Below are 16,952 nucleotides of genomic sequence, written 5' to 3'. Positions count from 1 at the left end.
ACGGGTGGGGGCTGACTGCGGCCCCCTTAACGGTTCAGGTATGCCGTGACGCGGTCCTTGACGCGCGCGCCGTCGGCGCGGCCCGCCGCCAGGGCCAGCACGGCCTTCATGAGCCTGCCCATGTCGCGGGGCCCGGAGGCCCCCGTGTCCTGGGCGGCCTGACGCACCATCTCGTCCAGGGCTGCGTCCTCCAGCTGGGCCGGGAGGTAGGGCTCCAGGACCGCCGCCTCCGCCAGCTCCGCCTCCGCCCGGTCCCGCGCCCCGCCGGCAGCGTACTGCTCCGCGGCCTCTTTGCGCTGCTTGATCAGGCGTCGGATCACCGTGTGCACGTCCTCGTCCGCGATCTCCGCGCCGCGCCCCTTGTCGGCCGCGAGCTTCTGCAGCTCCGTCTTCAGCATCCGCAGGGAGGAGAGGCGCCTCTCCTCCCTCGCCTTCATGGCGGCCATCAGGTCGGCCGCGATCCGATCCGTCAGCTTCATCGCGATCACCCTCCTTTCGCGAAAAGAAAAATGGGGGCCTCAGCCCCCATCGACACGCGAACTAACCTGCGTTCCTGCGCCTCATGCTCTTGCGCTTCCGCGCCGCCTCAGCGCGCTTGAGTTTCTTGGCGTCGCTGGGCTTCTCGTAGTGCTCGCGCTTGCGGGCCTCGCGCAGCGTCCCCACCTTGGCCACTTCCTTTTTGAAGCGCCTCAGCGTATCCTCAATGTTCTCTCCTTCTTTGCGGGTGACAGTCGTCATGAACAGATCCCCCCTTCCTCTTCTCCGACTAGCCCGGAGGCCAGCCGAAATTGCGTCCCGACAGCAGATGAATGTGAAGGTGAGGTACCGTCTGACCGCTTCCTTCTCCCGTGTTGATGACCATGCGATAGCCATCCTTCTCAAGGCCAAGCGAGAGCGCGACCTTCACAGCGGCGCCCATCAGGGCGCCCCAGACGGCCGAATCCTTCACCTCGGCCGAAGATGCTACGTGACACCTTGGGATCACCAGGAGATGCGTTGGAGCCTGGGGTGCAACATCACGAAAGACCACGACGTCCTCGTCCCGATAGACGAAGTCCGTCGGTATCTCGCCGCCTGCGATCTTGCAGAAAATACAGTCGCTCATGATTTCCACCCCCTTTTGCAGAGCCTGCAGCCGAACGCGACCGGCGCTTTCGTAAAACGTTACGAAACGAGCCATGCCACCTTTGCAGGATGTACAATTTTATAACATATTCGCGCAAGATACAATAGAACGCGGGAGGCAATCTGCTCCGGATGATATAGAATGGAATCCATTTGAAATCGTGCGAAAGGCGGAGGGTATGCGATGAAGGGCGTGAGCGTGCGGGATGAGGCGCGGGAGCTGAACGGGGAGATGGTGGGCTGGCGTCGCCACATCCACCTTCATCCGGAGGTTGGGTTCGACACCGGGGGCACGGCGGCCTTCGTTGCCGAGCGGCTGAACGAGGCGGGCGCCGTGGAGGTCCGGACGGGGGTCGGGAGGAGCGGCGTCACCGCGGTGATTCGGGGCGCCCGACCCGGGCGCACGCTGGCGCTGCGCGCGGATATGGACGCCCTGCCCGTCTCCGAGGAGACGGGGCTGCCCTTCGCGTCCGCGCACCCCGGGCGGATGCACGCCTGTGGGCACGACGCGCACACGGCCATGCTGCTGGGGGCGGCCGTCCTGCTGGGGCGGCATCGGGAGGACCTTCAGGGCGCCGTGAAGCTGATCTTCCAGCCGGCGGAGGAGATCGGGATGGGGGCCATGGCCATGATCCAGGACGGCGTCCTCGAGGGCGTGGACGCCATCGCCGGACTGCACACGGGCAGCCTGTGGAACGGCGCCGATGCGGGAGAGATCGGCTTCAGGCCGGGAGCCGTCATGGCCGCGGCGGACACCTTCACCATCGATGTGAGCGGGAAGGGCGGCCACGGGGCCCAGCCGGACCGCTCGGTGGACCCCATCTCCATCGCCTGCCAGGTCTATGCTACTCTCCAGACCGTCATCAGCCGGGAGACGCCGCCCCTGGCCCCCGCCGTGCTGACCGTGGGGAGCTTCCAGGCGGGGTCCGCCCCAAACGTCATCCCCGACTCCTGCACGATGAAGGGCACCATCCGCTCCCTCTCAAAGGAGACGCGCAGCTCGCTGCAGGACCGCATCCGGACCATCGCCGAGGGCGTCGCTGCGGCCATGCGCGGCAGCGCCAGGGTCGCCTTCACCTATGGGCCGCCCCCCGTGGTCTGCGACCCCGACATGACGGAAAAGCTCGTCCGCGCCGCGGGCGCGGTCGTGGGGCCGGAACACGTGCGCCCCATCGACGAGCCGGCCATGGTGAGCGAGGACATGGCCTTCTACATGGAGAGGGTTCCGGGCGTGTTCTTCTCGCACCCCTCAACCCTCGGCGGCGGACTGGACTTCCCCCACCACCACCCGAAGTTCACCGTCAACGAGGACGTGCTCTGGACGGGGGCCGGGACCTTTGCGGAGCTGGCGCTGACGTGGCAGGAGGCGTAGGGGGCGCGCCCCGCGGGACGGGACGATGACGGCGGACGGGCCGGGCGAAAAGAGAGGCGCGCTTCAGGCCCCCCTTTCAGGGGAGGCGTTGGCGTCCGTTTTTTTGCCCCCCTGATCCTAAGCGACCTGCACAGTATGCCCCGTTTCCGGGGCACAGCTCACTGCGTTCGCTGGCAGTCTGCTTATGTAAGGAGGGCTGCCCCGAAGGGGGAACTGAGGGGTTGTGATGAGGTTATGGTGCTCCGACCTGAAGAAGGACGGCGCGAGAAGGCGTTTTGCGAGGAGGTTTTTGGGGTGCGGCGATCGTTTATTCTTGTCGTTTTCGCGTTTTTGTTGGGGATTTGGGCGTTTTGGGGGATGACGGCGTCTGCTGCGGAGAGGCGTTTTCCCTCGATCCGCTGTGCCGTCGATGTCCCGGAGGGCTGGGAGGTCGAGGAGGACGAGGAAAACGCTACCGTGAGCATGACGGCCCCGGATGAGGATGCGGCCGTCATGCTGACGGGGATCGACGAGCCGGGGGTGTCCGTTTCGGAGTTTGCGGAACGGGTTGCCCAGGAGGTGGGGGCCGATAAGCCGGAGCCATCGGGGGGCGGGTATCGGTTTTCCTTCACGGACAAGGATGGATTGTCCTGCCGCGGGATCGTCATGGGCGACGAAACGTTTGTCTCCATGGTCACGCTCATCGGTCAGCATCAGGCTTTTGAATCCATCGTCCGTTCTATTCGAGGTCTGGATTGACCTGCCGGGGTCGTTCGGGGAGGGGTTGGAGCCGGATGAGGGATAAGTCATGAGGCGGGCTTCGGCACGTTTTTTTCTGTTCTGCGCGATGTTGGCGTTTTGGGGTTGTCCTGTTTTGCACGCCGCGCCGGCCGCAAAGGCAAAGGAGACCTGGGCGGTCTATTGGTACCTCTGCGGGTCCGACCTGGAGTCGGAAAACGGGTTTGCGACGGGTGACCTTGCGGAGACGCTGGAGGTCGCCCTGCCCGACAACGTGAAGGTGGTCGTGCAGGCCGGCGGCTCCAAAACGTGGGACAACGAGCTTGTGGACGCCTCCGGTCCGTGCCGTCTGGAGCGTTCCGGGGATGAGATCGGCGTCGTCGGCAAGGCGGGGCGGGCGAACATGGGCGCCCCTGAGACCCTGAGGGATTTTCTGCGATTCTGCGAGAAGAACTATCCTGCCGATCACAAGGTGCTGATCCTGTGGGACCACGGCGGGGGAAGCAGCGGAGGGCTTTGTTACGACGAAACGCACGGCGGCGACGCCTTGTCCTTTGGGGAGCTGAGGGAGGCGCTGGAGGCGGTCTACGGCGACGAGCCGGATAAAAAGCCGTTCGAGCTGATCGGGATCGACGCCTGTTTGATGGCGACGCTGGAGATGGTCGGCGTCTGTGCGCCTTACGCGGGGTATCTTGTGGCCTCGGAGGAGACGGAGCCGGGCTGTGGGTGGAAGTACGACGGCTGGCTGTCGGCCCTTTCCGCGAACACGGCGATGCGTGCCGCGGAGCTTGGGCGCGTCATCTGTGACTCGTATTATGAAGGGTGCCGGGAGCATGGGCTGGAGAAAAACGTCACGCTGTCCATGATCGATCTTCAGAAGGCCGACGACTTGAACCTGGCGGTGTCCTGCCTTGGGGCTATGGGGATGACCTCGGTCCTGGAGGACCCCTCCGCGTTTTACGCCGCATTCGCCCGGGGGGCGAAGAGCGCCGAGAGCTACAGCGCCGGGATGGTGGATCTGGCGAGCCTGGCCTCCAGGAACGCGCACCTCTTTCCGGAGGCTGCCGAGGCGGTGATCGAGGCCGTCCGGGAGAGTGTGGTCTATCAGGTGAAGGGGGCCTACCGAAAGGGATCGAACGGAATTTCCGTCTTTATTCCCTCCGCTCCGGAGCCCGACGCCTACGACCGGTTTGAGGACTCCGCTTTGGCGTCGGGGATGCGGGGGCTCTATTACCTTTACGAGCCCCTGCTGCGGGGGGATTTTTCAGACAAGGCGGTGCAGTTCGTTCAAGATGTCGCCGATTTTTTGAACTCCCTCGACGCGGAATCGGAGGGGCCGGTGAGCGCAGATCGGCCGGGGCATTCGGCCTCGCCCTGGGACGCCTCCGCGTTGGCCCAGGGGCTCCATCTCCCCTCGCTGGGGCGTTGGGACGCCGCCGCGCTGGCCGCAGGTCTCAACTTCGCCGAGACCTCCGGCATGAATTTGGACGACCACCCGGTCGAGTACGTCGAGCAGGACGGCGAGACCTACGCGTGTCTCAACCTCGGGGCCGGGAAGGCGGCCCTGCTGGATCGCGTCACCTTTATCCTCGCGCTATGCGACGACGAGGGGACCCCGTCCGTGCTTCTGGGCGAGGATTCCGATCTTTCCGCGGATTGGGACGCGGGGCGTTTCATGGATAACTTTCGGGGGGTCTGGGGCAGCCTCGACGGGCATTTGGCCGCGATGTCCGTCCTCTCGGTGACGGACGACTACGTCCTTTATGAGGTCCCCTTTCTGATGAAGGGCAAGCCTTACAACCTCACGGTGGCCTACGATTTCGACACGAAGGCGTTCCGGATGCTCACCGCCAGACCGGATGAGGAGGGGGGCCCCCCCGGCAGGGGGGAGCGTCTGCTGGTCGAGGGCGACGAGATCACGCTGGTCCTGCATAAGCTGGACCTCGAAAAAGACGAGCTGGTTGCGTGCGAGGGCGATACGCTCACGATCGGCAAGGGGTCCAAGTTCAAGGAGACGGTGCTTCCCGACGGGTTTTATGCCTTTATGTTCACCATGACCGACTACAGGCAGAACGTCTATTATTCGACGGCCTCGGGCGTGCAAATGGAAAACGGGGTCCCGACGGTTTTTTCTTTGGATGATGAGAAGAAGAAGGAGAAGTAAGGGGGAGTGGTTTCCCTGATGCCCTCCTTCCTGACGGTGTCTCATAACGCGATGGGGTATTCCATTGGTGCTATACTGCAGGTGGCAGGAGGCGTAGGGGCCGCCCTGAGGAGCGGGCCCATGAGGAAGGACGGAGGGGCTGCTGTGGAGGACATTCGGGAGGCGGTGCGCGCGGCGTACAGCGCGGCCATCGAGGGACGGGAAGCGGGGTGCTGCACGGACCCCGACGCCGTCACGGACATGACTCAGGGCAACTACCGTGCTGCGGACCTCGCAGGGACGGGGGAAGCGGCGGAGCAGTCCTTCGGGTGCGGGGACCCCGTCCGCGCGGCGCTCCTCAAGCCGGGGGAGCGCGTGTTGGACCTGGGGTGCGGCGCAGGGCTGGATCTGATCCTGGCAGCCCGGGACGTGGGGCCGTCGGGCCATGTCTATGGCCTGGACATGACCCCCGCCATGCTGGCCCGCGCCCGAAAGAACCTCGCGAAGCTGGGCCTGAGGAACGTCACGCTCCTGAAGGGCCACATCGAGACGCTCCCGCTCTTCGATGGCGGGGTGGACGTGCTGCTCTCCAACTGCGTGATCAACCTCTCCCCGGATAAGGACGCGGTGTTTGGCGAGGCGTTTCGGGTGCTGGCGCCCGGCGGCCGCTTCTGTGTTTCGGACGTCGTGTTGCTGCGCCCCGTTCCGGAGATGCTGCGCAGGAGCAAGACGGCCTGGAGCGGGTGAATCGCCGGTGCTCTTCCGTCGGAAGAGTATCGGCGAAAACTTGAGGTGGCAGGGTTCGTTCAGGTCAGCGTCAGGCCGACGAAACCCCATGAGATCAATGCGGATGTCGTTCGACAGGAGGCGGGAAGCCTGAGCGCGGAGGACGAGGCGGCCCTTGCGGGGCTCTCCGCCAGTGCGCTCATCACGGCGATACGGCCCTAGCCCATCAGGGCGAACGAAACGTCGTTGACGTTGGTGCCCGTGGGACCGGTGATCACGAGGGAGTCCACGGCCTTCAGCGCAGTCCATGCGTCGTTGTCCCGCAGGACGGCCTCGACGTCCATCCCTCTGGCGCCCAGCGCTTCCGCCGTCGTCCCGTCCACGATGCCCCCGGCCGCGTCCGTGGGGCCGTCCGTGCCGTCCGACCCCACGGAGACGACCACGACGTCCCGAAGCCCCCGTATGCCGCGGCACGCCGACAGGGCCAGCTCCTGGTTGCGCCCGCCCCTGCCCTTCCCCGTCACGTGCACCACGGTCTCGCCGCCCGCGATGACGACGCAGGGCGATGCGATGGGGCGCCCGCTGGCGCGAACCTCCCGCGCGATGGCGGCCAGGAACGCGCCGGCCTCCCGCGCCGTGCAGGAGAGCGTGGAGGTCAGGAGCAGCGGCGTGTAGCCCAGGGCGGCGGCGGCCCTCCCGGCCGCCGCGCAGAGCGACGCCACGCTGCCCGCCGCTACGGCCGTGGCGTTGTCCAGCTTTTTGGGCGTTTCGCGTTTCAAGGCCTCCGTGAGGCGGGGATGGAGCGCCAGCCCGTACTTCTCCACGACGCGCAGGGCGTCCTCCGACGTGGAGGCGTCGGGGCAGGCCGGCCCCGACGCGATGCTGTCCAGGCGGTCCCCCAGCACGTCCGACAGGGCCACCGTCAGGACGCGGGCCGGCGCGCAGAGCTTTGCGAAGCGCCCTCCCTTCACGGCAGACAGGTGCTTGCGGACCGCGTTGACCTCCACGATGTCCGCTCCGCAGGCCAAAAGCTGGCCCGTCACGTCCGCCAAGTCCTTCAGCGTCACGCCCTCCGCCGGCAGCTCGAAGAGCGCCGACCCGCCGCCCGATACGAGGAACAGCACCGTATCCTCCGGCGACAGGCCCCTCACGCGCCTCAGGAGCGCCTCCGTCCCCCGGACCGCGTTCTCGTCCGGCACCGGGTGACCCGCCTCAAAGGCCTTGATCCCCCGCATCTCCCCCAGCGAATGGCCGTATTTGGTGATGAGGACGCCGCCGGCCAGCCGATCCCCCAGCGCCTCCGAGGCGGCTTGCGCCATGCGCCACGCCGCCTTGCCGATGGCGGCCAGGATCACCCGTCCTCGCCCCGTCTCCCTCAGCCGGGCGGCGAGCTCTCCACGCCCCAACGCCTCCCTCACCGCCGCTTCGGGCAGCACGGCGTCGATGGCCCGCCTCACGATCTCCAGCGCATCCTCCCGCAGCTTATCCATCCCGCGCACCTCCCCGACGGCCTGGGACGAAGTGTCCCACGTTTCTTCATTATAGCCTGAAATGACAAGGACACGCGCGACATCCCGTTGCGTGCTCCACGCATCGGTGCGGGGCCTTCGTCAGGCTGATTTTTTTCTGAGCGGATCAGCGGGCACTCAACGGCTTACCGCAGCTCCTGGACGGCCTTTTCGATCCTTTCGCAGGCCTCGACGAGCTCTTCGTAAGCGGCCGCATACGAGAGGCGCAGGTAGCCCTCACCCTCCGACCCGAACGCACTTCCCGGAACCAGTGCCACTTTTGCGTGGTCGAGCATGTACTCGGCGACCTCAGCGGACGAGCGGCCCAGGCTCTTGACGTTGACGAAAACGTAGAACGCGCCCTTCGGATTGTTGCAGCTCAGGCCGTCGATCGCATTGATCGCCTTGACGACGTAATCCTTGCGCCTTTGATACTCGCGGCGCATCGCCTCGACGTCCTCGTCGCATTCGCGAAGGGCGACGACCGACGCATCCTGGACGAACGACGGCGCACACGTTACCGTGTATTGATGAATGCGCACGCACGCCTGAACGATCTCGCACGGGGCGCACAGGTAGCCAAGGCGCCATCCCGTCATCGAGTACGCTTTGGACATGCCGCCCAACGTGATCGTCCGCTCCTTCATCCCTGGCAACGACGCGATGCTCACGTGCTCCACTCCGTCGTAGACGAGCCGTTCATAGATCTCGTCCGACAGGACCAGCAGATCGTGTTTCCGTGCCGTATCGGCAAGGCGGTCCAGGGTTTCGCGCGAAAAAACGCCTCCGGTCGGGTTGCTTGGATCGACGAGGACCAGCATTTTCGTTCGGCTCGTTATCTTGCTCTCGAGCTCCGCGAAGTCCACCTGGTAGTCGTTTTCTTCCTTAAGGCTGTACGTCGATGGAACCGCTCCCAGGGATTCCGGAACGTGGATGTAGTTCAGCCACACCGGATTGGGGACGAGGACCTCGTCGCCCGGGTTCAGAAACGCCGCCATGCCGGCAAAGGTTCCTTCTCCGACGCCGACGGTAACCAGGACTTCGGACGGGTCGTACCCCACGCGGTTCTTCTCGCGCATCTTGTCGGCGATTGCCGTCCTCAGCTCTGGCGTCCCATAGTTCGACGTGTAAAAGACGTGTCCCTGAGCCAGGCTCTCGTCCGCTGCGCGCTTGATCCTCTCCGGCGTGTCAAAATCCGGACGGCCGATCTCCAGGTGGATCACGCGCTCACCCGCCTGCTGCATCTTCGTCGCCTTCTCCATCATCTTGCGTATGCCGGAGAAGGGCAAAGAGTTCATCCGTTCCGCCGCAGCGTAGTTCACCGTCGTCTCCTCCCTTCCGTCAGCTGTTGTAGACATCGCGGTTCAGCTCCCCCTCTTTGGCGTTCACGATCACGTTGACCGCCGCGTCACCGATGACGTTCAGCGTGAGGAGCGACATCTCGACCGGGCGGTTGATCGCGACGACCAGCGCGTAGCCGACCAGGCACGCCTCGGTCGTAAACCCCAGGCCGGCCATGACCGTGAAGATCATCGTCGTTCCTGCGACCGGAATGGCCGGCGTCCCCGCGGCTGCGCATATCGTCAGGACCGCCATGATGACGAGCGTGGCCGGCGTTATCGGGATGCCTGCACTCGTTGCGATGAACGTCACCGCCACCATGTGCATGATCGAGGTTCCGTTCATGTTGATCGTCATGCCCAGCGGAAGCACGAAGCTCGTTATCTCCTCGCTGCATCCGAGTTCGTCGAGGTTCGTGCGCATGTTGATCGGCAGAGTTGCCGCCGACGAGTTCATCGCGAAGCCGAACACGCCGACCTTCGCCATCTTCTTGATGAACTTGAACGGGTTCAGGCCGGTCAGCAGAAGGATCCCTATCGGGTAGACCGTCAGGAGCACCAGGAAGAGCGTGAAGATAGCGGTCCCCATGTAGGCGGCGGCCGGTTTCAGGTATTCAACGCCGTAGACGGCGAAGGTGCGGGAGATCATGCAGAAGATCGCAAACGGCCCCACCCTGTTGAGCAGAAAGGTCAGCCACATGTTGATGACGTCGCTGAGGCCCTCCAGAACGCTTTTGAGCACATGGGCCTTCTCTCCGAGCTTGTTCATGCAGATCCCAAGGATGACGGCGACGACTACGACCGCAAGGATCCGCGTGTTGACGCCCATGACGTTGATGATGTTGTTCGGTATGGCGTCGACGATAACGCCAAGCGGGTTGTACGGGGCGATCTGAGCCGTCTTCGTGACCTCGCCGCCCGGAAGAACCACCGTAAACCACCCCATCCCCCGGGCCCCGTAGGCGATCGCTCCCGCTATCAGGCACCCGACGGCGTAAAAGCCTAAGAAACCGATCAACGAACGGATGGCAATGCGTCCAAGCTTCGCGGCCTCGGAGATGCTGCACATCGCGAGGCTGATCGAAACGAGGACCAACGGAACGATGGCAAGCTGGAGGCCGTTCATGAACACCTGCCCGATGATGTAGAACAGTCCGAGCGATCGGACGCCTTCGGGGCGCGTGATGTCCTGAAACAGCAGGCCGTTGATGAGCTTCCACGTCCCCTCGCCGCCATTTGACAACAGGTATTCCCTCAGAAACAGGCACCCGATGCCGACGGCAAGACCACAAACGAGAGCAATGAGCATCTTGTGAACGATCGTGGTTTTTCCCTTCATTTGCTGCATCCCCCTTGGGTATGGTTTTGTAACCGCCATCCCCAATATAACAGGGCTTTTGCTTTAAGGAAAATTGATTTTTTCTTTGTGAAATATTCAAGAAATTTATCTGAGGCATGTCATCAATTAGGTCAGGTCACAATGGCAACGAGATAAACAGCAGCCGGGAAATTAACAGCTCGCTTGTCGCAACGTGTTGCTGTTGCTTGATGTTGTTTCACTACTTTACGACAGGGCGACGGGAAAGCCCACGACTTTAGTCGTGCCCATAAAGCGGGGCATACTATGGGATGATGCGTCGCTTCGCGAAACCTGCGGTCCGCAACGTCGCCAACGAGCGACGTTCGCCTTTGCTTTTGTTTCTCTGGTATACTGTATTTGGCAACGTGGGGTGAAATCCCGTGCCAACCTGTCCCCTTTTTGGGGCACAACGTATCTTGAAAACTGGATATATCGGGTTGTTTGGGGAGTCCCAAACGTAAAATATCCAACGCCAAAGAACAAACTCAGAAAACTGGGATCAAAGAGTGGGGGCATCCACTCTTAAGGGAGAAGACGTAAGACCGGACGTGTCCGGCTGTCTTTGTCGATCTTAGAATCCCATAGTATGCCCCGCTTCTTGGGCACGAATTTATTCGTGGGAGTATGTCAACGTTCACAGACCTTCCAATATGCGGCAATGGCCCCGCCGATTGCCGCCGCCGAAACAGGTATGTCAACGTTCACAGACCTTCCAATATCCATTCCTGTTGGAGCCTACCCGCTCAACGTATCCGTTTTTCCGTAGATAGGATACATTGTTTTGAATCGCGGTTTTGCCAAGTCCCGTTATCCTCATCAACTGCGGATGTGTGATGTTGGGGTTGTTCCTCATCTCGGCCAGTATGCGCTGCCGAGTCGGATTCAGCGTGTTATCCCCCACATTATCCCCCATTTTCCCCCCGCTCCTGTCACCTGCAGCAGGCAGCATTCTGTTCAGAGGAATGGTCACGATAATGGAGTTCTCCCTGAATTCAAAGGCTTCTCTGCCGTAAACCTGTGTAATTTTGGGAACTCCGCGGCCGGACCTCTCGCTGATGTGCAACTGAAGAAAGATGTCGGACAGGCGTTTGTTGACCGGAACGGAATCACCGGTGTAAAACCCCTCCAGGGTTTGCGCAGGGGCCAGCGTTCCGCGCGACAGTATCTCTATCCTGTCATTGAACACCGTGAACATCGGGGCATTCCCAGTCACCCAGAGATTGTGGACGAATGCGTTGATCACGGCTTCACGGAAGGCATCCTGATCGAACAGCGGAACCTCCCGGCGCTCGACGATGCGATCCTTCTCGTCTGCCTGCATGATGTTCAGCACGTCACCATACTCCAAAATTTTTTCCAGGGAGATCAGCAGGCAGGTATTCCCAAATTCCCGCACGGAATACAACGGATCTGCCTTGGTTCTCCCCATGAAGATCGACACTCTGATGGGGATTTTACTGTCATCGGACAGCAGTTGCGCGAGCAGATTATACGTCCCGTCCTTCGTCAGCAGACCCAGGTTCTTCTTGAAATTTCTCCGGTTAAGGACGATGCCTCTGTCCTCGTAGTAAAAGAACAGCTTCCGAAAGGATAGTTCCTGTATGTCCGCCTCGGTATTCTCCGTTGTCGGCAGCCCGTTTTTAAGAACCGAGAAGAGGGCCGCCTCCCGCTCAGGATGTTTACTCAGGTTGACCTTGCTGGAGCCTATGCGGATATACCTCACGTTGTCAAAAGCAACGGGAGACTGTTTTGCCGCGGGAATCTCGAGGACAACGACCCGCCTGCGATTCAGCGTCACATCGTGGAAGGAAAAGTTCAGATCCGGAGTGAGCTGCCTTGCCAGGTAGTGTTCCAGGGGCTCGTTTTTCACGTCCTGCCGGTGAGCAAAACGGGTGCCAACAACGTCGTGCGTAACATTATCAATGCCCCAGATGAGATAGGCGTTTCCCTTCCCATTCATGGCTGCGGAATTTGACAAGGAAGAGATGTATTCCCCAATCCCATGGGCATCGTACCAGTTCTCCTTGAACTCAAACCATTCTTCCTCGGATGGATGAGCCGTCAGCTCCCTGACAATTTCCCTGTAATCTTTCATGTTCACGCTCCTGGGTTGTCCTGTTGACCCCCTGCCGCTTATCCTACCACATGTGGGGGATAACGTGGGGGAAAAGTGGGGGATATTTTCAGGAAAACAGGAGAACCACCTGCGTAACTGCGGTATATAGTGGTTCTGATTTTAATCGTTTGGCCATCCAGGGGAGAGCGACGTGCGGCGGTGGGGCCGCGTGCCCCCTTTGGGAGAGCCTTCCGGCAGCCGTTCGCTCTCGCTCACGGGCCGTCAGTCCCTCCCGCCAAAGACCTCCCCGATCTTTATCGGGAATTTCAGGTCCCCCAGGTATTCCTCGACGGCGCTCTCAAAGAGGGCTACGACCCTGTGGCTCGCCAGTTTTGGAGCCTGCCGCTTTATTTTGTAAACGCTGCGGTTGGGAGGGGCGCTTTCTATCTCGCTGACGTAGAGGCGTCGCCTCCTGGAGAGCTCGGCAATGACGGATTCCGGGGCGATCACCCAATGGTCGGGCTGGCTCCACAACCTGTCGAGCATCGCCACCGTATCCACCGAAACCCTTGGGCGGTACACGCCTCCTGCGCAGATCCCGCGCCAAATCTGGTAATTGTCGTCCCAGCTCATGAAGATCTCCTTTGAGGTATCGAGTTCGTTCATGCGAACGACCGGCTTCGAGACGGCCGGCTCGTCCGTTTGCGCGAGGTAGAGCCTTTCCTCAAATATCTTGTCGGACCGGATGTTCTTGTACGGCAGGTTGTGATAGACGAACGCCAGGTCGATGTCGTGATTGGCCAGGAGCCCGTACAGTTCCCTGGACTGATGGGTATGGACGGTCAGGTTCACCTGCGGTTTCGTCTTGAGAAACCCCTCGTACAGGGGCGCGAGGAGGACGACGTTCATGCTGTCCGTGCAGCCGATCGACAGGGGAACCCTGTCCTCGGCACCGCTGAGGTTTTGCGTCTCCTTCCACAGCGAGACCCATCGCTCGGCGACCGGGATGAAGTCCAGCCCTCGCTCGGTCAGCTCGACTTGCTTGCATCCTTTTTTGCGAATCATAAGGGGAAAGCCCAGCTCCGCCTCGAGGGAGTTCAGCCTGTGCGTGACCGTCGGCTGGGTCAAAAACAGCATCTTTGCGGTTTGCGTAACGCTTTTTGTGTTGACGACCGTGAGAAAGGTCTCTATGTCCGCAAGGTTCATTCGATCCGCCTCCCCATCCCAAACATAAATTTCATTTATTATCATAGTAAAATTTATTCATTTTTCAATCAAAAACTTTCACTATATTATATCTGCATCGATACCGCGGCAGGCTTCTTGCCGCCGCCAATTCTATTGCACGGGGGGACGGGTTATGCCAGCAGGTTGCAGGATCAGGAGAAATTTTGTGAGGCCTTCCAGGGAGTTGGTCGAGGCGTTTCGCGGCATACCGGTGGCGAACATCGACGACAACATGGGGCGGATCGCGGCCGTGGACGCGGGCGTTTATCCGTTGAACCCAAACGTCAGTCTGCTTGGCGTGGCGTTTACCGTCAACGCTCCGGCCGGCGACAACCTGCTGTTTCACAAGGCTCTCGACATGGCGGAGCCGGGCGATGTGATCGTCCTCGCGAACAAGGGCAGCATGAGCCGCTCGCTGTGCGGCGAGATCATGAGCAGCTACGCCAGGAGCCGCGGGCTTGCGGGGATCATCATCGACGGCTGCGTCCGGGACAGCCGAGCCCTCGCGAGACTCGACTTTCCGGTATACGCGAAGGGGGTGACGCCCAACGGCCCCTACAAGAACGGTCCGGGCGAGATGAACTTTCCCGTCTCCTTTGCCGGTGTCGTCATCCATCCCGGCGATATCGTCATCGGCGACGGAGATGGCGTGATCGTCGTGCCCCCGGAGATTGCGAGGGAGATCGCTGGAAGGGCGCGCGAGTACCATGCCGGGGAGGCTCGCCAGCTCGAGGGGATCCGTTCCGGAGGCGGATGGCCGCGCCCGTGGGTTGACGAAAAACTCAGGGAAGTCGGCTTCGAGTTCGTGGACTGAGTGAAAGATGCAGGACGTTGCGATAAAACAGGCAGGGGATTCCGCAGTCCTCGTTGAGTTCGAGAACGAGATTGGGATCGAGACCAACGCCAAGGTCCGCTCGCTGATGTTCTCGCTCGAACGGCGCCCTTTCGCCGGGATGCGCGAGTTGACTCCGGCCTATCGCTCTCTGCTGATTCAGTACGATCCCTGCGCTGTAAAGAGCGGTGCGGTGAGGGAGTTCGTAGGTCAAAGCCTTGCGAACCTCCGGAGCGTGACGCTTCCGAAACCGGTGATCACGGAGATCCCGGTGATCTATGACCCGGAGTTTGCGCCCGACATAGAGGAGATAGCGAGGATTGAGGACAAGACGGTCGAGGAGGTCATAAGGATACACAGCGGCAGCGATTACTTCGTCTACATGCTGGGCTTCGCGCCCGGACACCCGTACACGGCGCGTTTCGAGAACCCGTTCTCGTTCAAGCGCCGCGAGAGTCCGCGCGTGCGCATCGACGGGGGCAGCGTTGTCGTTCAACTCGCGTTGAGCAACATAATCCCCTTCGACCAGCCGTGCGGCTGGAACATCATCGGGACAACGCCGGTCCTTGTCTGCGACTATCGCAGGGAAAACCCTTTTCTGCTGAAGGCGGGGCAATGGATCCGCCATATCCCGATCGACCGCGACGAGTACTTCGACATCAAACGTCGGGTCGAGCTCTCCGAGTACGTCTGCAGGACGTACGAAAAGGAGGGGACCCCATGATCATCGAGAATGGAGGGATTTTGACCACGGTCCAGGACGGCGGGCGGTTCGGGTACGAATCGTTCGGCGTTTCGTCGTCTGGTCCGATGGACAGGCGATCGTTTGAGATTGCCAACCTTCTAGTCGGCAACGATCGAAGTGAGGCGTGCCTCGAGGCAACCGTGATCGGGCCTTCGATCTCATTCGCCGAGAACGCGGTCATGGTCATTGTCGGGGCTGATATGAGCCCGGTCCTGAACGGTGCTCCGGTTCCCAATTGCCGCGCCTTCGCCGTGCGCCCCGGTGACAGGTTGAGGTTGGGCGCCGCCAGGATCGGATGTCGCGCTTACCTGGCGTTTGCGGGCGGGGTGGACGTTCCCCTCCTGATGAACAGCAGGAGCACGATGGTCGGCAAGGGCTTTGGCGGATACAGAGGCCGCAGGCTGAGGCAGGGCGACGAGGTCCGCCTGCTGAAGGACGTCTCCGGCTTGCCCAACCTGGCCGGCCGGGTCGCCGAGCCGGAACCGATCCCATCCGGTGAGCGCGCGCTGAGGGTGATCTTGGGGCCGCAGGACGACAGGTTCACCGAAGAGGGGATCGCGACGTTCCTGAACTCGCGCTACACGATTGGCGCGGACTTCGACAGGCAGGGCTACCGGTTGGAGGGGCCGAAGATTCGGCACGTCACCGACGGCAACATCATCTCGGACGGCATCGTGTTCGGCTCCGTTCAGGTGCCGACCTCCGGAGACCCGATCGTCATGATGGCCGAACACCAGACCGTCGGCGGCTACGCGAAGATAGCGACCGTCATCACCGTGGACCTGCCGGTCCTCGGACAGTGCAAGGCGGGCGACGCGGTTCGCTTCGTGAGGACGAGCGTCGAGGAGGCGGAGCGCCTGGCCGAGGCGAGCCGCCGTGAGCTTGATGCACTGGCCGCAAGGATCGGGCGGGGCTTTGAACGTCCGGCGCGTCGTTCTTTCAAGGTCACCGTGGACGGGAGGGCGTACAGCGTCAGCATCGAAAGAGAGGAGGATTGAAGCGATGTTTCGGATAGACTTGAACAGCGACATGGGTGAAAGCTTCGGAGCGTACACCATCGGCGGCGACGAGGAGGTGATAAAATTTGTCACCTCGGCGAACGTCGCCTGCGGCTTCCATGCCGGCGACCCGATGGTGATGGACCGCACGGTCAAAATGGCAAGGGAGCGGGGCGTTGCAGTCGGCGCGCACCCCGGCTATCCCGACCTTCAGGGCTTTGGACGCAGGAAGATGGCGCTCACCCCCCTCGAGATAAAGAACGATGTGAAGTATCAGATCGGCGCTTTGAAGGCCTTTGTTGAGGCCGAAGGGATGAGGCTCCAGCACGTCGCCCCGCATGGTGCGCTCGGCAATCTCTGCCAGTACGACCGCGACGCGTCGCGTGCGATCTGCGAGGCCGTTCGAGAGGTGGACGATTCACTGATCGTCTACTACTGCGCCGGCGCGGTCCTTGGAGAGGAGGCGGCGAGCGCGGGGCTCGACGCAAAGGCCGAGATATTTGTGGACAGGGCTTACCAGGACGACCTGAGCCTCGTCCCGCGCAAGACGCCGGGCGCGATGATCACCGACGAGGACGTCGCGATCGCGAGGTGCGTCCGCATGGTCAAGGAGGGCAGGGTGACGGCGTTGAGCGGCCGCGAGCTCGAGATCAAGGGCGACACGCTTTGCGTACACGGCGACGGTCCGAAGGCCCTCGATTTCGTCAGAAAAATCCGCAAAGCCTTTGAGCGCGAGGGAATAGCGGTCTGCAATTTCCAATGCTGAGCGATATGAAAAATGTAAAGAACGGAGGTTCCAATCC

Annotated in this window: 17 protein-coding genes; 9 read left to right on the top strand and 8 right to left on the bottom strand. The window is 61.9% G+C overall.

Translation table 11 applies throughout. The features are described 5' to 3' along the window. Nucleotides 1–26: 26 nt before the first annotated feature. From ACK28C_RS03350 to ACK28C_RS03340, 3 genes are all read right to left on the bottom strand, one after another. Nucleotides 27–479 carry a GatB/YqeY domain-containing protein gene (locus tag ACK28C_RS03350; protein ID WP_015556098.1) on the bottom strand — a complete coding sequence of 151 codons (453 nt, stop codon included), beginning with the start codon at nt 477–479 and terminating at the stop codon, nt 27–29. 61 nt (nt 480–540) lie between these two features. Then, the gene (gene rpsU, locus ACK28C_RS03345) at nt 541–738 is read right to left on the bottom strand and encodes a 30S ribosomal protein S21 (RefSeq protein ID WP_015556099.1); all 198 of its coding nucleotides are present in this window, start codon (nt 736–738) and stop codon (nt 541–543) included. Nucleotides 739–766: 28 nt separating this feature from the next. After that, on the bottom strand, nt 767–1,105 hold the full coding sequence (locus ACK28C_RS03340) for a histidine triad nucleotide-binding protein (protein ID WP_015556100.1): 339 nt from the start codon (nt 1,103–1,105) through the stop codon (nt 767–769). Between the two features lie 204 nt (nt 1,106–1,309). Between ACK28C_RS03340 and ACK28C_RS03335 the strand changes: the two genes are divergently transcribed. The 5 genes from ACK28C_RS03335 to ACK28C_RS03315 all read left to right on the top strand — a co-directional run bounded on the left by ACK28C_RS03335 (nt 1,310) and on the right by ACK28C_RS03315 (nt 6,305). Continuing rightward, the gene (locus ACK28C_RS03335) at nt 1,310–2,497 is read left to right on the top strand and encodes a M20 family metallopeptidase (protein ID WP_015556101.1); all 1,188 of its coding nucleotides are present in this window, start codon (nt 1,310–1,312) and stop codon (nt 2,495–2,497) included. A gap of 330 nt (nt 2,498–2,827) precedes the next feature. Then, nucleotides 2,828–3,235: a hypothetical protein gene (locus ACK28C_RS03330; protein WP_409152445.1), complete on the top strand. Its 408-nt coding sequence runs from the start codon at nt 2,828–2,830 to the stop codon at nt 3,233–3,235. A 115-nt stretch (nt 3,236–3,350) separates the two neighbouring features. Beyond that, nucleotides 3,351–5,378 carry a clostripain-related cysteine peptidase gene (locus ACK28C_RS03325; protein WP_409152444.1) on the top strand — a complete coding sequence of 676 codons (2,028 nt, stop codon included), beginning with the start codon at nt 3,351–3,353 and terminating at the stop codon, nt 5,376–5,378. A gap of 18 nt (nt 5,379–5,396) precedes the next feature. Next, nucleotides 5,397–6,104: a methyltransferase domain-containing protein gene (locus ACK28C_RS03320; protein WP_409152443.1), complete on the top strand. Its 708-nt coding sequence runs from the start codon at nt 5,397–5,399 to the stop codon at nt 6,102–6,104. Nucleotides 6,105–6,149: 45 nt separating this feature from the next. Then, the gene (locus tag ACK28C_RS03315; protein WP_208872638.1) at nt 6,150–6,305 is read left to right on the top strand and encodes a hypothetical protein; all 156 of its coding nucleotides are present in this window, start codon (nt 6,150–6,152) and stop codon (nt 6,303–6,305) included. Here the strand turns inward: ACK28C_RS03315 and ACK28C_RS03310 are convergent. From ACK28C_RS03310 to ACK28C_RS03290, 5 genes are all read right to left on the bottom strand, one after another. Continuing rightward, complete coding sequence (locus ACK28C_RS03310; protein WP_015556102.1) at nt 6,302–7,573, bottom strand: glycerate kinase; 1,272 nt, start codon at nt 7,571–7,573, stop codon at nt 6,302–6,304. The two genes, ACK28C_RS03315 and ACK28C_RS03310, sit on opposite strands and share 4 nt — an antisense overlap. 164 nt (nt 7,574–7,737) lie before the next feature. Then, nucleotides 7,738–8,949, bottom strand: a complete 1,212-nt coding sequence (locus ACK28C_RS03305; protein WP_208872639.1) for a pyridoxal phosphate-dependent aminotransferase — start codon at nt 8,947–8,949, stop codon at nt 7,738–7,740. Beyond that, the gene (locus tag ACK28C_RS03300; protein WP_015556103.1) at nt 8,933–10,270 is read right to left on the bottom strand and encodes a dicarboxylate/amino acid:cation symporter; all 1,338 of its coding nucleotides are present in this window, start codon (nt 10,268–10,270) and stop codon (nt 8,933–8,935) included. Before ACK28C_RS03300 ends, ACK28C_RS03305 begins: the two co-directional genes overlap by 17 nt. Nucleotides 10,271–10,985: 715 nt before the next feature. Next, the gene (locus ACK28C_RS03295) at nt 10,986–12,386 is read right to left on the bottom strand and encodes an RNA-binding domain-containing protein (RefSeq protein ID WP_015556104.1); all 1,401 of its coding nucleotides are present in this window, start codon (nt 12,384–12,386) and stop codon (nt 10,986–10,988) included. Between the two features lie 243 nt (nt 12,387–12,629). Further along, on the bottom strand, nt 12,630–13,553 hold the full coding sequence (locus ACK28C_RS03290) for a LysR family transcriptional regulator (RefSeq protein WP_015556105.1): 924 nt from the start codon (nt 13,551–13,553) through the stop codon (nt 12,630–12,632). Between the two features lie 154 nt (nt 13,554–13,707). On the opposite strand from ACK28C_RS03290, the gene ACK28C_RS03285 reads away from it, so the two are divergent. From ACK28C_RS03285 to ACK28C_RS03270, 4 genes are read left to right on the top strand one after another with little or no spacing between them, the layout of a single operon-like run. Continuing rightward, complete coding sequence (locus ACK28C_RS03285; protein WP_208872640.1) at nt 13,708–14,388, top strand: RraA family protein; 681 nt, start codon at nt 13,708–13,710, stop codon at nt 14,386–14,388. Between the two features lie 7 nt (nt 14,389–14,395). Further along, nucleotides 14,396–15,130 carry an allophanate hydrolase subunit 1 gene (locus ACK28C_RS03280; RefSeq protein WP_015556106.1) on the top strand — a complete coding sequence of 245 codons (735 nt, stop codon included), beginning with the start codon at nt 14,396–14,398 and terminating at the stop codon, nt 15,128–15,130. Then, the gene (locus tag ACK28C_RS03275; protein WP_015556107.1) at nt 15,127–16,149 is read left to right on the top strand and encodes a biotin-dependent carboxyltransferase family protein; all 1,023 of its coding nucleotides are present in this window, start codon (nt 15,127–15,129) and stop codon (nt 16,147–16,149) included. The genes ACK28C_RS03280 and ACK28C_RS03275 overlap by 4 nt, the downstream gene beginning before the upstream one ends. 4 nt (nt 16,150–16,153) lie before the next feature. Beyond that, complete coding sequence (locus ACK28C_RS03270) at nt 16,154–16,915, top strand: LamB/YcsF family protein (RefSeq protein ID WP_015556108.1); 762 nt, start codon at nt 16,154–16,156, stop codon at nt 16,913–16,915. The last annotated feature ends 37 nt before the right edge of the window (nt 16,916–16,952 follow it).

Source organism: Fretibacterium fastidiosum, assembly GCF_964642095.1.
Taxonomy (GTDB): Bacteria; Synergistota; Synergistia; order Synergistales; family Aminobacteriaceae; genus Fretibacterium; species Fretibacterium fastidiosum.
This window is presented reverse-complemented; position numbering and strand designations above follow the sequence as displayed.

Bases quoted from the DNA above. Each gene is read 5' to 3' on its own strand.
- ACK28C_RS03350 (WP_015556098.1), bottom strand. From the start codon at position 479: ATGAAGCTGACGGATCGGATCGCGGCCGACCTGATGGCCGCCATGAAG.
- rpsU (WP_015556099.1), bottom strand. From the start codon at position 738: ATGACGACTGTCACCCGCAAAGAAGGAGAGAACATTGAGGATACGCTG.
- ACK28C_RS03340 (WP_015556100.1), bottom strand. From the start codon at position 1,105: ATGAGCGACTGTATTTTCTGCAAGATCGCAGGCGGCGAGATACCGACG.
- ACK28C_RS03335 (WP_015556101.1), top strand. From the start codon at position 1,310: ATGAAGGGCGTGAGCGTGCGGGATGAGGCGCGGGAGCTGAACGGGGAG.
- ACK28C_RS03320 (WP_409152443.1), top strand. From the start codon at position 5,397: ATGCCCTCCTTCCTGACGGTGTCTCATAACGCGATGGGGTATTCCATT.
- ACK28C_RS03310 (WP_015556102.1), bottom strand. From the start codon at position 7,573: ATGGATAAGCTGCGGGAGGATGCGCTGGAGATCGTGAGGCGGGCCATC.
- ACK28C_RS03305 (WP_208872639.1), bottom strand. From the start codon at position 8,949: ATGTCTACAACAGCTGACGGAAGGGAGGAGACGACGGTGAACTACGCT.
- ACK28C_RS03300 (WP_015556103.1), bottom strand. From the start codon at position 10,270: ATGAAGGGAAAAACCACGATCGTTCACAAGATGCTCATTGCTCTCGTT.
- ACK28C_RS03295 (WP_015556104.1), bottom strand. From the start codon at position 12,386: ATGAAAGATTACAGGGAAATTGTCAGGGAGCTGACGGCTCATCCATCC.
- ACK28C_RS03290 (WP_015556105.1), bottom strand. From the start codon at position 13,553: ATGAACCTTGCGGACATAGAGACCTTTCTCACGGTCGTCAACACAAAA.
- ACK28C_RS03285 (WP_208872640.1), top strand. From the start codon at position 13,708: ATGCCAGCAGGTTGCAGGATCAGGAGAAATTTTGTGAGGCCTTCCAGG.
- ACK28C_RS03280 (WP_015556106.1), top strand. From the start codon at position 14,396: ATGCAGGACGTTGCGATAAAACAGGCAGGGGATTCCGCAGTCCTCGTT.
- ACK28C_RS03275 (WP_015556107.1), top strand. From the start codon at position 15,127: ATGATCATCGAGAATGGAGGGATTTTGACCACGGTCCAGGACGGCGGG.
- ACK28C_RS03270 (WP_015556108.1), top strand. From the start codon at position 16,154: ATGTTTCGGATAGACTTGAACAGCGACATGGGTGAAAGCTTCGGAGCG.